The 12,329-nt window shown below is 57.1% G+C and carries 10 protein-coding genes and 3 pseudogenes; 7 read left to right on the plus strand and 6 right to left on the minus strand.

Annotation, left to right across the window (positions count from 1 at the left end):
• Positions 1-294: 294 nt before the first annotated feature.
• Positions 295-1,017, plus strand: coding sequence for a cytochrome b (locus P0D80_RS40910; RefSeq protein ID WP_408292247.1), 723 nt, complete (start codon positions 295-297; stop codon positions 1,015-1,017).
• Between the two features lie 253 nt (positions 1,018-1,270).
• Here the strand turns inward: P0D80_RS40910 and P0D80_RS40915 are convergent, their stop codons facing one another.
• Positions 1,271-2,569, minus strand: coding sequence for an ISKra4 family transposase (locus tag P0D80_RS40915; protein ID WP_408292249.1), 1,299 nt, complete (start codon positions 2,567-2,569; stop codon positions 1,271-1,273).
• Positions 2,570-3,314: 745 nt separating this feature from the next.
• Here P0D80_RS40915 and P0D80_RS40920 point away from each other — a divergent pair.
• The 3 genes from P0D80_RS40920 (at position 3,315) to P0D80_RS40930 (ending at position 6,879) form a co-directional block, all read left to right on the plus strand.
• Positions 3,315-4,502, plus strand: a complete 1,188-nt coding sequence (locus P0D80_RS40920; RefSeq protein WP_088176778.1) for a ParA family protein — start codon at positions 3,315-3,317, stop codon at positions 4,500-4,502.
• A gap of 2 nt (positions 4,503-4,504) precedes the next feature.
• On the plus strand, positions 4,505-5,488 hold the full coding sequence (locus P0D80_RS40925) for a ParB/RepB/Spo0J family partition protein (RefSeq protein WP_408292252.1): 984 nt from the start codon (positions 4,505-4,507) through the stop codon (positions 5,486-5,488).
• Between the two features lie 308 nt (positions 5,489-5,796).
• Positions 5,797-6,879, plus strand: a complete 1,083-nt coding sequence (locus tag P0D80_RS40930; RefSeq protein ID WP_408292254.1) for a Replication protein O — start codon at positions 5,797-5,799, stop codon at positions 6,877-6,879.
• A 79-nt stretch (positions 6,880-6,958) separates the two neighbouring features.
• On the opposite strand, the gene P0D80_RS40935 is transcribed toward P0D80_RS40930, so the two are convergent.
• The 4 genes and pseudogenes from P0D80_RS40935 to P0D80_RS40950 form a co-directional block, all read right to left on the minus strand.
• Positions 6,959-7,411, minus strand: a complete 453-nt coding sequence (locus P0D80_RS40935) for a hypothetical protein (protein WP_408292256.1) — start codon at positions 7,409-7,411, stop codon at positions 6,959-6,961.
• Positions 7,408-7,833 (minus strand): hypothetical protein, encoded by a 426-nt coding sequence (locus P0D80_RS40940; RefSeq protein ID WP_408292258.1) that lies wholly within the window; start codon positions 7,831-7,833, stop codon positions 7,408-7,410. Before P0D80_RS40940 ends, P0D80_RS40935 begins: the two co-directional genes overlap by 4 nt.
• Positions 7,834-7,857: 24 nt before the next feature.
• Entirely contained in the window at positions 7,858-8,139 is a 282-nt protein-coding gene (locus P0D80_RS40945) for a hypothetical protein (protein ID WP_408292260.1), read from the minus strand.
• Between the two features lie 180 nt (positions 8,140-8,319).
• Positions 8,320-8,517, minus strand: a pseudogene (locus P0D80_RS40950) (transposase domain-containing protein); the annotation flags it as partial.
• Between the two features lie 22 nt (positions 8,518-8,539).
• Between P0D80_RS40950 and P0D80_RS40955 the strand changes: the two are divergent.
• Positions 8,540-8,758 (plus strand): annotated as a pseudogene (locus tag P0D80_RS40955) (transposase domain-containing protein); the annotation flags it as partial.
• An 855-nt stretch (positions 8,759-9,613) separates the two neighbouring features.
• On the opposite strand, the gene P0D80_RS40960 reads toward P0D80_RS40955, so the two are convergent.
• Complete coding sequence (locus tag P0D80_RS40960) at positions 9,614-10,450, minus strand: hypothetical protein (protein ID WP_408292262.1); 837 nt, start codon at positions 10,448-10,450, stop codon at positions 9,614-9,616.
• Between the two features lie 510 nt (positions 10,451-10,960).
• Here P0D80_RS40960 and P0D80_RS40965 point away from each other — a divergent pair.
• Positions 10,961-11,671: a VirB8 family type IV secretion system protein gene (locus P0D80_RS40965; RefSeq protein ID WP_408292264.1), complete on the plus strand. Its 711-nt coding sequence runs from the start codon at positions 10,961-10,963 to the stop codon at positions 11,669-11,671.
• 5 nt (positions 11,672-11,676) lie between these two features.
• Positions 11,677-12,304: pseudogene (locus tag P0D80_RS40970) on the plus strand (TrbG/VirB9 family P-type conjugative transfer protein).
• The last annotated feature ends 25 nt before the right edge of the window (positions 12,305-12,329 follow it).

The raw sequence follows: 12,329 nt of genomic DNA on the forward strand, positions 1-12,329 counted from the left end.
ATCTGGCCCTCGGCGATCTGAAGGTTGGTGACAGCATCAGAGCAGACTACATCGAAGCGACTGCGGTCCAGGTGACTCGTGACGGCGCTCCATTGCGGTAGCTAACGCTGACTCTGGAGTCGAATACATTTGCGACGCCCGGCGTATCCAGTATGAAGACTCATTGTGGAACATCCGTATTCCCGCCGAAATCTGGCTGCACTGCAGCATGCTAGTCCAGAATGACACGCAAGCCAGTGCTCCCCCGCGAGTTGCGTCGGCGATTCGGCGCCGAAGACGAGGACGAAACCATCCTTGAAACGAATTTTTCTGGAGACGTTGCTAGTCTGCGACGACGGCGAGGTGCCCCCGAAGCAATCCGAGTCAGCCGAACCCGTGCGCCCGTCATTCGTCGTGACGCGACGTCACCTACTTCGCTGGCCAGCCCGTCTGCAGCGCCTGCGGGAATGGCGCATCAATGAATGGAGGGCGTGGTGTGGTGTTCTGGCTACGCGGCTCGTCGTCTGCACTAAAATGCTGATTGCCCATTTGACGCTCGCTGATCAGCAAAGGGGAAGCACCATGGGGAAAATCACTGACACCCGCTACGGTTCGATCGCCCAATTCTTCCACTGGTGTACGGCAATTCTTGTCCTCGTGGCATTCATGTATGGGCCCGGCGGACCTGAGCAGCGCGTGTACTCCTCCGTCCACGAGTTCGACCGGCGACTCCACGAGACATTGGGATTGTGCGTGTTCACGCTGGCCGTTATCCGCTTGCTTTGGCGGACTATCGATGCCCGACCCGAGGCTCCTCCGGTTTCGCGCTGGATGCGTGTCATGGCAACTGTCGTCCAGGGGCTTCTGTATATGCTTCTCCTTGCACTTCCGCTGACCGCCGTCGCTGGCGCGTGGCTCGAAGGACATCCTCTGACGCTCATCGCCGGGGTCGAAATTCCACCGTTACTCGGCGCTTCACATAATGCGGGCGGAACCTTCGCATCGGTCCACAAGTGGCTCGGCGACGCGATCATGTAGGACGACATGATGGTAAAGAGCAGCGAGCGCATGAAGTCCTGCAAGCCACTCAAGGATGACGTCCTGACCACCATGCTTCCGCGCTTGTTTCCAGCAGGACGGGCAAGAACTGACCGGTTAGCCCTGAAACGTGGCTCTCAGAAGCGCCTGGAAAATCCGACAGACGTCAATATGACGACCGGACCAAATGCCATAAGGCATCTGAATGGACTGCGGGTAGTGGAGATGAGTGCAGTCAAAACCGGAGGCAGGGCTAGGCAACACGTCGGCAGCGATCGTCACGTTTCCGCTCTACGGGTAATTGTGGTGGTGGCGGCATTTCCCGCATTTGAAGATCCCCGTTTAGCACGGCGACCCGGACCTGAACGAGCAGGTGCGCGCCCTTATTGGTCCAGCGCATCTGCCGCTTCTTCGCACAGCGCAAGCTCACGACTTCGTTGACCGCCGATTCCGCGATACTGCTGCTGATTGGCATGCCGCGTCGATAGCGCCATCCGTAGTTGACCAGGTATCGGCCATTGGCTTCCAAGTACCAATACGTCCCACGAAGATTCCACCATAACGCCATGTGCGCCGAGTCTTCAGGTACAAGTCCGAACATGTCATGAATTTGCTTGAGCCTTTCGACGGCATTGGAACCCTTGCCGTGCCATGTCAGCCATTTCGCCGACGCGACTTCGTCTTTTACAGGCATCCCGTTTGGCGCCAAGAGATCAGGAAATTTCTGTGCCGATTGCTCGATCGCCCGAAACTTCATGGCAATGTGAAACCAATCTAAAATCCGGCTCAACGGCCTTTTGGATCCATCGACGGCTTTCTCAAATTCGCCTGCGCCGTCAGAGACGATCGTGATTTTCTGATCGCTCGCGACGCCCTGCTCCGAGAGAAAATGATCAAGTCGGGTCGCGGCCGACGTGACTTCGCGATTGACGTATCCATAAACCTTGCAACAGCCATCGTCGCGAACCGCACGGCCCGCGATGATGTTCACGTGTCGACCGGTAGACGGTGGGCGCTTTGAAGGGAAATACTGCCAGAGCTTGGCTTCATCCTGTTCTTTACGAGAAGGCCGGTGGCGCAACCATGCAGAATCCACCGCAAGAGCGGTTATGTTGACGTGGCTATCGGCCGGCGGATAGTCTCGTTCACCGCGAATCGCGCTTTCGGCGCGATCGTCGAGTTCTTGGCCAACCGTTAATACGCGATTCCTCAATCCTGAGGTGGAGATCGCTTTATCGACGGGTAAAGCCTCCTTCAGCAGCGTCGTCGCTACGGCATAGGGAAGATGCGCTGCCCACTTGACTTGCAAGTATTCGAGCTCGGGACTAACGCGCAGCGGCATAGCTAGTGCGAGCGGGCTGAACGATTTTGCGCTTTGGTCTTGAGCGCATTTGCACACGCGCACCTGCGGACTGTCGATCGTTACTTTGCCGAAAACCGTCTTGTATCGGATCGCATGGGTTGCTTTGATCGATAATGCCCTGCCACATTGCGGGCAATTCAGGGAGGCCGAGACAACAACACGGGTGTCTGTGCGCAGACCAATGCACACTGTGCTTCGTGTAACAGGCTTCTGCCTTCAGCCAAGTTTAGGCCCAGTTGCTTCAGATCGCCCTGGAGTCGTTCAAATTCAGCCAATCGTATTGCCTCGCCGCCGCCGACAGCGTCGTCAATTCGCGCCTCAATGATCATCCGCATGACAGCCTCCGCAATTGATCGCAAGGCAACAAATATATCGCTACCCTACCTTGCTAGCTGCCTCCGGTTTTAACTGCACTCGTCTCTACGCATGACTCAATATCACCCTCCTCCTAAAAGACTTCAGTGTACTGCGGTGCTACTGCCCCAGAAAACCAAAGGAACCTGACGGTTAGTTGCGCTCGGATCGGAAACGTAAAAAACACTACGATTCACGTAATGATTAGTACGACACGGTGGTCTTTGCGGCTTCGGTGTCGCACTTATGCCGGTCGGGAGCTGAAATCGTTCTCCGAGCGCGCGATACGCAGGAATGAGCGTGAAACATTCAAGCGGTTTGGCCCTTAAGTGCCCGTCCGAAAAGCTATTTGGTGACGCTTAGATTTGTGAAGGGGATGTTCCACGGACGCCATTTTGTTCCACGACTTGAGGCGCTGTCGAGAAATTCGGCACAAACCACCGGCACACGGGCAATTGCGCAAGGACAACCATCGCAAAGTTAACTTGCGTTTACTTTTAACAGGGACTAATCTGCGAGCAGTTCGACCGGTTGGGTCGAAAACTTCTCAACCGGTCCACTGGACGCTATGGGTAGAACAATGGACACTAAAACGAAGCTCAAGTCGGGTAAAACCACGGGCGAAGACCTCATGCGTCTTGCGCAACTGTCAGACGGCATGCTGCAGAAGATCCGCGACGAAATGCTTGAGCCCTTCCCTCGCAAGGTCCCGCCGATTATCTCATCGGCGCGCCTGCAGGAGATGTGCGGCATCGACAAGCAACGCATGGGCTATGTGCTCAAGAAGGGTGAGCTGCCCGGTGGCACGCAGAGCAAGCCCGGGGCACCTCGTCAGTTCACCGTTGCAGAGAGCATCGCTTGGATTCAATCCGAGCGCAACCTCCTCCCCCGCAAAGGCCCCGCCAAGGTCATCGTCGTCGCCAACTTCAAGGGCGGTGTCACGAAGACCACGACCTCTACCCTACTCGCGCAAGGTCTTGCGATGCGCCGCGGCCGTCGGGTGCTTCACATCGACCTCGACCCTCAGGGCAGTGCAAGCACCCTCTACGGGATCAACCCCCATGCGGAGGTCGATTCCTCACAAACCGTGATGCCCCTGATTGAGGCCTACTTGGCGGGCGAACCGTTTGACATGACCACCCTCCCCGTTCCGACCTACTGGCCGAACGTGGACATCATCCCCTCCTCCACCGAACTTTTCAATGCTGAGTTCATGCTCCCAGCGCGGGCAGCCAGCGATGAGTCGGTGCGCTTCGAGCAGGTGCTGCATGACGGCCTCGCCCAGCTGAAGGATGCGTACGACTACATCATCATCGATACGGCACCCACGCTGAGCTATCTGACAATCAACGCCATCTTCGCCGCGGACGGCGTCCTCGTGCCGGTCGTGCCGGACATGCTTAGCTTTGCCTCCATGGTGCAGTTCTGGCACCTGTTCGGCGATCTGATCAATGGGATGCAAGCTTTCGATGACGGGCGCGCCAAGGAGTTTGACTTCGTGGATGTGCTGGTCACGCGTATGACGTCAAAGCCCGCCGCACAGATCCTACAAGGCTGGATCACCCAGATCTACGGTTCCCGCGTGGTGCCCATCGAGATCCCGGAATCTGATCTGGCGCGCAACACCAACATGCGCTTTTCTACTTTTTACGATCTTGGCCCGAACGACGTTGGGGCGGAGACACTACGCCGCATTCGCACACCCGTTGACCAGCTGGTTGACCGCGTCGATGACAAGGTGTGCGCCATCTGGGCACAGGAGGGATGACGATGGCGAACTGGATGAAAGAGCAGGCTACTAAAGCCAAGAATATTCAGGTCACAGCTGAGGATCAGCAGCGAGCGCTCGATGCGCCGCCCGTTCAGGCTCGCACTGCACCAGGTCAGCTGATGCAGCTGCAGGCAACAGCCGAGCGACAACGCAAAGAGATTGCCGACCTCAAAACCCTCCTAGACAAGGGTGCCCGAGCAAAGCGGCCGATTGCCAAGATGCATGAGGTACCCGGTCGTCGCCGGAAGCTCACAGCTGAGCAATACGCCGAACTGAAAGCGAATCTTGCCCAGTACCCACTGGTGTATCCGGTTGTGCTGGAGGCTCGCGGTGACGGTGAATGGAACATCAACGCTGGTAACAACCGCGTCGCCATCTACGGCGAATTGGGCATCGATGAGATCGATTCCATCGTCTCGGACATCGAACCCGAGCAAGCAGAGCGGCTGGCGTTCTTCTCAAATCTCTTTGCCCCTTCCCTCTCGGACTACGAGAAGTACTGTCACTTCCAACGGTTGCAGGCGACAGCCGACGCTCTCTCCCAGCAGGAATTGGCGACCGCAGTCGGGTTGTCGGAATCGCACGTGAGCAAGATCTTCGCGTTTGACGGGTTACCAACTGATGCGAAGGCAATCCTAGAAACGCGTCCTGAGCGACTGGGTGCTGACGCCGCTGCGCATCTGACTCGGGCGCACATAGAAGGTCGTACGAAGGAAGTGATCGAGGCCGTGAATCGACTGGTGAATGAAGAGCGTTTCACGCAGAAAGAAGCTGTCGCGAGCGTGCAAGCCAAGCCTGCGAAAGCCACACCGACCGGCCAAACACTCATCGTGAAGCAAGGCAAGAAGAACTACTGCGAGATCACCGCGCGCAACGGCATCATCGGTGTGCGACTCAAAGTGGATGCTGAGCGGGCCAATGAGTGGGCAAAAGAGATTCAAGCACTGATCGAATCGAAGCTTACCGAGAAACAGGTTTCGTGAAGAAACCGTAGCGTTTTCAATGACTTAGATTTTAGAAATTTAGACTGGAAACCAACCAAATTTCTAAGTCGTTGTTTTTATTGAACTTTCGTGACGAAACTTGGTGAAGTATATGACACGGTAACGCCAGAAAGACAAAGGCCCCCAGCTGGAAACTGAGGGCCTTTGCGTAAGTGGGCTTGGCTGGAAACCTCGCACCACACTCCCCAGCTGGAAACTGGAAAGGGTACAACGTCAACCCGGAGTGTAGCGCAACGAGATAGCCAGTCAAGCGAATTCAAATCCATTTTTGAGAATGGACGCTCGACATGTCTATCGCGCAACGCTTCGTTGCTGGCGAGGGTGAAACTCACCCCGAAGACTCAACCGCCCTCACCGCCTTCCGTTCTGATGACACCAACTTGCCTTGGATCATCTTCCGCGCCGCATTTCGCGCGTCCCACATCGACGCCCTTCCCCAACGTGCGCGTGCCGTTCTCGCTGCTCTCGCACGAACCGTAGATCAAGCCAAACCGTTCGCAGCCATCTTCGCGCGTCGCGAGCTGCTCACTGGCCGCGCTCTTCAATCGATGCGCACCTTCTATCGCAGCCTGGATGACCTCGAAGCCGCTGGTCTGCTTGAACGTCGCCCTCAGTCCCGCTATGTTGAAGCAGGTCTCTTTGGTCGCGCGTATCTCCACCTCACTCAGCGTGCCGCTGAACTGCTGGGTCTTGTCGAAGCCCCGGTTCCTCACAACCCGGAACCCCAGCCTGACTCCTTGCCCAGTCCGTCTGCCACCGTGGCAGACGGTGGTATATATGAGGATCTTTACCCTGCTTCTTCTCAAAAGAGACAACCCGGGCAAGTGCCTGCTGACCTTCAGCGTCTGCGGTCCCTGGGGTTTCTTGATTTCCTCATTTTCAAATTCATGCGTGAAGCGCGTGAGAACGGCAAGCTCCTCTCCGACGTCGTCGAGGCTACGTGGGAACATCTAAAGGCAGCCGCAAAGCCCATCTGCTACCTAAGCGCTCTGCTCCGCAGCCCGGTCGATTTCCGCTACCAGCTGCGCCGAAAGTCTCAGGCTGCTGTCGAGCAACAGGTCAAGGTAAATGTCGAGGCTCAAGGCAAGCGCGTGGCTCGTGAGAGTGCTGGCCAGACATTCGTAGACGCGAGCGGCGAGACGGCCTACGTCGTGAGTGCGGACGGCGAATCGATGACCGTGTACAAGGCAGGCGAGGGAATTGGGCGTCAGGCAACCAACTGGAAGACTGACTTTGCGCAAGCCAAGGAGCGTGGCTTCATCCGTCCAGCCACGACCTCCCGCCACATTGTCGCCGCGGCGACGCGGTCACACGAAGCGCGGCAGCACATCGCTGGTCTTCGCGACCTTCTGCGGCCGCGTCTCGCTTAAAAAAAAGAGGATTCGGACGATCCTCGTTTATGCTCGTGTCCGGTCCCACCTACGGGCCGCGGGGCCGAGGGCATGCAGGTCAGAGGGGTAAGGTCAGCGAGGTCGAGAAGCCAAGCGGTGCGTCAGTATCAGTCTCGCCGCAGAGCGCGAACTTGACGACGACCATTCGTTCAGCGACCAGCCTGATAGAGAACTCGGTCCCGTATCGACGACCAACGATCAACGGACTCTCCATCTTGCGCCCCACCTCCTGCAGGAACCCTGTAAGTTCTCGCTGGTTGGTCGCTGACACGACAGTGACGCCTTCTGCATTCAGCTCCGTGCCCGGAATGCCGTCCGCGGCGAGCGCCTCCATATACGACTGAAAGTCGAGGAAGTCGGTGCCACTCACATCGAGCGTTCGCTTCTCGCAGTCATAGTAGACCTTGCCGTCCATGTACCCCTCGCCCGAGCCCGTCACGGTCAGCATGGCCTTGTGGATGACGCCGATGAAAGTCGGAAAACCGATCGCGCTCCCTGTCAAATTGCTCATACCTTCACCCCCAACTTCTTCAATACAGCGGCAATCACCTTGATCTCGTGATCGGTCGCGGCTGTCGTGTCCGCAAAAGTTTCCCCGAACGTTTCGTTGATCAGCCGGATCAGAGCCGGACTTGGCTCTTCCGCGCTCTGATCCGGCGCTGCCAGACAGCGCGCGTCGCTGTGGTACTGCTCGATCTGGTATTCCACCCAGTCCCAGTAGCCGATCACGGTGTTCTCACCAGCAACTTGCTGGCGCCACTCCGCGCGACGCAACGGCGTTGCCCGATGCTCGCCATCGCCGTTCGGGTTGTACTTGTTACCCAGTTGAGCAGCGCTCAGATGTTGGTCTTCCACCATGATCGCGTGAAAGCCGGCATTGGCTGCCTGAGCATGTTGGGTATTGAGGTCATGCGTGGTTGGACCGATCGACACGTTTCCTTTCCTTGTGTATGTTCATTAGGATTGCGAAACGAATTCATAGCGCGGGAGTCCCTTGAGCGGCAAGCTACCAATCTGGCGACCCGTGCTGAAGCCTGCGATCTCGCGCAACAGTCGTAGGTAGTTAATATCGATACCCTCAAGTTCGCACCAGTCGAAAAAGTCCGCTGGCGATACGAGACCCTTGGTATCCTCGGAGTGACGCCATTCGCGATGGTCGCGCCGCACGACATGGACGCGCTCGTTGCTGTGACCGATCACGAGCGACTGGATCGTCGTCCGCAATATCGAACGTGACAATCGGCTTCTCGTCGTCCATCGACAGATCAGGCGGGACCACACCGTTGATGAGGTAACACGCCATGACGCCCGTCCAGTAGGTGGACTCGAGGTACCTAGCGAGTGCGAGAATCTGTCTCGCTGCCTTCGACACGTCTGTAAGCGCCCGGCAATGGCACCCTGGGGAGTGCCTACCAGCGCTCAGGCGGTGATCGGCGCCCAGCGATGAGGCAGTAGCTGAGCGATGTCGTCGGCGCGATGCGTTGGTAAGCGATTCAGTACGTCTTTGAGATAGACGTATGGATCATGGCCGTTGAGCTCCGCTTATCGAATCAGGCTCATGATGGCGGCTGCACGTTGCCCCGCACGCAAAGAGCCCGCGAAGAGCCAGTTCGCCCTCTTATGGAATTGCTTCTCTAAGAGGGCCTCATGGCTGTTCAGTGACACGGTTGCCGGAGCGAAAGCGAGCGCAATCGTCTACAGCCTGATGCTCACGTGTCGGGCCTGCAATGTCGAGCCATACGCATACCTCGTGCATGTGCTGACCGAATTGCCGCAGCGCGCACCGGATGCCGATGTCACCGACCTGTTGCCCTTCAACTTCGCGAAGCTCACGGCTGCAGCACGCAAGCCCGCTTGATTCAACCAGGGCATTGGCGCGACGTCATCGATCGACGCGGGTGTCGTGCGGCGCAATCTCTCAACCGTCCCGGGATATCAATTCCGTGCGCTAGATTGCGCGCTTACGAATATATCGACCGCCGCGACCTACAGACATCCTAATTTGTTGCGGTAGATGGCTTGGCGTTTCGGTTCGTACCAAGGTCTCTAGGATCATCTGATTGGCAGTCAAATCAGGGCGCTGCCCCAGTAGGATGGCGCGCATCGTCAGCGTTTCCACGCCTACGACCTTAACAAGTTCCGCCAAAGCCTCTGCGACTCTAAACGAGACATGAGCCTCTGAGCCGAATGCGCGTAAGAGGGCACTCTTGAGCGCTTTGGAGACATGCCCCTCAGGTACGGACAAAGCGATGGACAATTCTCGCTGAGGTGCGAAAACCCGCGCTTCGAGTAGCCGATGGTAGAAGCGGCCGTAGTTCAGGGCTGATGTCTCTCGCTCCCGCAGAAGATGGTGGTATTCGATGGCCTTTTTGGGCGACTCGACGGGGCAAGGCATGTGCGAATTCATTGGTGACCTGATGTGAGATAGCTGAGATATACAACTATCGAATTTTCTCAAACGCACACCCTTGTCAAGCGCTCAGGATCACAGGCGGATACTGCAAAAAACATCGCACCTAGTTGCACCTGCAGGTGTCACTGTTTCGATTTCCCGCAATAGGACCGTCAACCGGTTGACGGTCTTGAGCCTTTGGCGTTTGGCCCAACGTATTGGCCAGAAACAACAAATTCAGTGCGACGCTTCCGCCAAACTGTGAAACCGTGAAACTCTTCGGCCACGATCGTAACGCCAATTCCGGCTTCAGATTCTCCTTCACTCCATGCCAAACCTTGTCTTCAGCATTTCAATCATGAACTCGAGCGCCGCTACGCTGTTAGCGTCGGACTCGTGAAGGTGCAATTCAACGACTAGGCGCCGCTTTGCATTCTTTCCTGGCGCTTTCCTAACCCTCGCATCGACGCCGGGGATATCGATACCCGCCAGGCGGTTCAGTATCAGTTGGGGTGATGGCCTACGCGGCGAGCAGGCCGCCTCGGCTGCGAGCGCGCGAACGTTCTTCGCCCCCTGCAGCGCTATCAGCCTCACTATTTGCTTGGCGGCCGCGAAAGTAAGATCGTCACCCGGAAAAAGCATTTTTACCTCAACGGGCAGCACCTTTTCAATGGCAAGAGCCTCGCTTAGCCGGGATTGCGGTATGCCCATGTGTACCGCCGCGACCCGCTGATTCGGAAATGCGCCTCGCATGTAATACGCTGAAATGGCGAGTGGTCCCTTCAATCCGGGAAGGGCCGCACGTGAGCGTACTTCACCGCCTAATCGTAAGGCGCGCACAATGCCCTTTGCATCCATGCCAGTCGTGTCTATGGTTGCGGCGCTGGCCGCGAGCACGCTTTCTCCGCGTTGACTTGCCAATCTCAGGAGCGCGCGCGCGTTGCCAGTGCTTAAGCCCGGTCTGTCGAACAGTCCTGTAACTACGCGAGGCAATCGCGACACGGCGAGGGCCTCGGCAATCCTCGGAGGCGCGAGGTTGGTCTCAAACAACCTCGACAGCTTCTCTGCTGCTTGACGATATGTCTTCCATTGTGTCCCCACGCCGGCCTTGTAAATTACTGCTAGCCGCAAAGCATCGTCCACGACTTTTTCCGTCATTCGGCTTTCTCAGTAAAGGCGCTGCTAGAAAAGTGCTTCTATCAATTGACTGGCGAAGCCTTCCACTGAAAAGAAGCGGTGGCTGTGCTCTACGATCGCTTCAAATCGACAGTTTTCTGGCAGCGTTCCGATTGCTATTGCCTCTTGCGGCGCAACCACGCGTAGAATTCGCTTTTTTAACCGTGGTTAATTTTTTCGGTAGTGTCATAGTGTTAACTACCTGATTTTTAAGACCAAAAATTAAGCGATCTTGTTCCAAAAATGTAAATTTGTAACAAAAGTTGGAGCGAGAAGAAAGCATTGCAGAACCTGCATGCGCGATGGAGACGAAAGAGTACCGATTTCGTATCTCTTTCCGCCTGAGACCCGTAACCATGGTTAAAGTTTTCAAAAGCCAGCAAGGCTGACAGCCAACCGGCCTGCCCACAAAGGCGCTCAAATCTCTGTGCCTTTTGCCTCAAAACCCTTGTTAGAAATTGTTTCAATGGTACCCATTCATCAAGGGTTGCCATGCGCATTTTCAGGAACAAGCGGCAGGCCGCGCTATCCACGGCCCCCGGCATGTATGCCGAGGAAGATCCATCGAAAGTCATTTTCGAGACAAGCACGCGGCTGAAGGTTGAGAGCAACCGCTGGATGCTCATTGCCTTCGCCTGTGCTGCGGTCGCAGCCAGTGCCGTCTGGACACGGCAGCCGCCGCCTTCGGTCACGCGCGTGGTGGGTGTCTCGGCCGACGTGAGCGGTCACCCGGTCGTGACGGAACTCGTCGCCTACAAGCCGGACTCCCAGGCGCTGCGCACGAGCATGCGCGACATGGCGGTGCGCTGGTTCACGATCGAGCCAGTGCTGACCGACAGCCTGCAGACGTCGCGCATGTCGCCGAACATCAATTCGGTAAAGGCCCAGATGATCGGTGCCGCAACCGACCAGTTCAAGAGCTGGCTGCGCGACGACGCCCCTTTCCAGCAGATCACCGCAAATCCCAAGCTGATCCGCGAAGTGAACGTGCGCAACATCGCGCTGCTTGAAGATCAGACAGTTCTCGTTGAGTTCACAACGACGACCTCGCAGGCGGGCGCGACCGGCAAGCCCGACGTGAAGTCTTATGCGCTGACGCTTCGCTACCAGATCGTGGCGCCAACCGCCGACGCCGCACTCACCGCAAATCCTTTCGGCATTTACATTCCGTTCTTCCGCCTTGAGCGGACCGGTGGAGCTTGACCAGGATGACTTCCCGATATCACCGTCCGACGCTCGGCGTTCTCGTTCTGCTTGCGGCGACGGCATTGCAAATGACGGCGGCGAATGCCAAAAAACCTGCTGACGCTAACTCGTTCAACGCAGCGATGATTGCGGGAGACCCGATGAGTCCCGTCAATCCGTTCAATGGTGGCGCGGACCCGCTAACGATGCCTGGTGACGCAAGGATCGGCGTGTTTCCGTACAGCCGCGACCAGATCTTTCGTGTGCTCACTGCACCGCTGAAACTGACGACCATCGAGCTGGAACCCGGCGAGAAGCTGATTGCCGACCCCGCTATGGGCGACAGTGTCCAGTGGGAGATTGACGACGACAAGATGAACCATGTCTTTATCAAGCCGCACAAGGCAGACCTGGTGAACACTCTGCACCGTATTCGACGACGGCCACTCGATCTGGATGCGCATGCCCGCCAAAGCGCAGACATGGCCAGTGCCCATGTACAAGGATCACGGCGATCGTGTCGTCGGCAACTTCATCCGCCGCGGCGACTTCCTCGTGTTTCAGCGTCTGGCCGACGAGATCGTTCTTGTGTCGGGCAAGGACGAGGTAACGGTGACGCGCGGTCGCCGGCGCATCTTCGGAGTGTTCTGACCGTGGCGAAGAAAACCGAACAGGC

Source organism: Paraburkholderia sp. RL17-373-BIF-A, assembly GCF_046030175.1.
In the GTDB taxonomy this organism is placed as follows: domain Bacteria; phylum Pseudomonadota; class Gammaproteobacteria; order Burkholderiales; family Burkholderiaceae; genus Paraburkholderia.

Excerpts from the sequence above, each read along its gene's own strand:
- P0D80_RS40965 (WP_408292264.1), top strand. The coding sequence starts at position 10,961 with ATGCGCATTTTCAGGAACAAGCGGCAGGCCGCGCTATCCACGGCCCCC.
- P0D80_RS40920 (WP_088176778.1), top strand. The coding sequence starts at position 3,315 with ATGGACACTAAAACGAAGCTCAAGTCGGGTAAAACCACGGGCGAAGAC.
- P0D80_RS40960 (WP_408292262.1), bottom strand. The coding sequence starts at position 10,450 with ATGACGGAAAAAGTCGTGGACGATGCTTTGCGGCTAGCAGTAATTTAC.
- P0D80_RS40930 (WP_408292254.1), top strand. The coding sequence starts at position 5,797 with ATGTCTATCGCGCAACGCTTCGTTGCTGGCGAGGGTGAAACTCACCCC.
- P0D80_RS40935 (WP_408292256.1), bottom strand. The coding sequence starts at position 7,411 with ATGAGCAATTTGACAGGGAGCGCGATCGGTTTTCCGACTTTCATCGGC.
- P0D80_RS40925 (WP_408292252.1), top strand. The coding sequence starts at position 4,505 with ATGGCGAACTGGATGAAAGAGCAGGCTACTAAAGCCAAGAATATTCAG.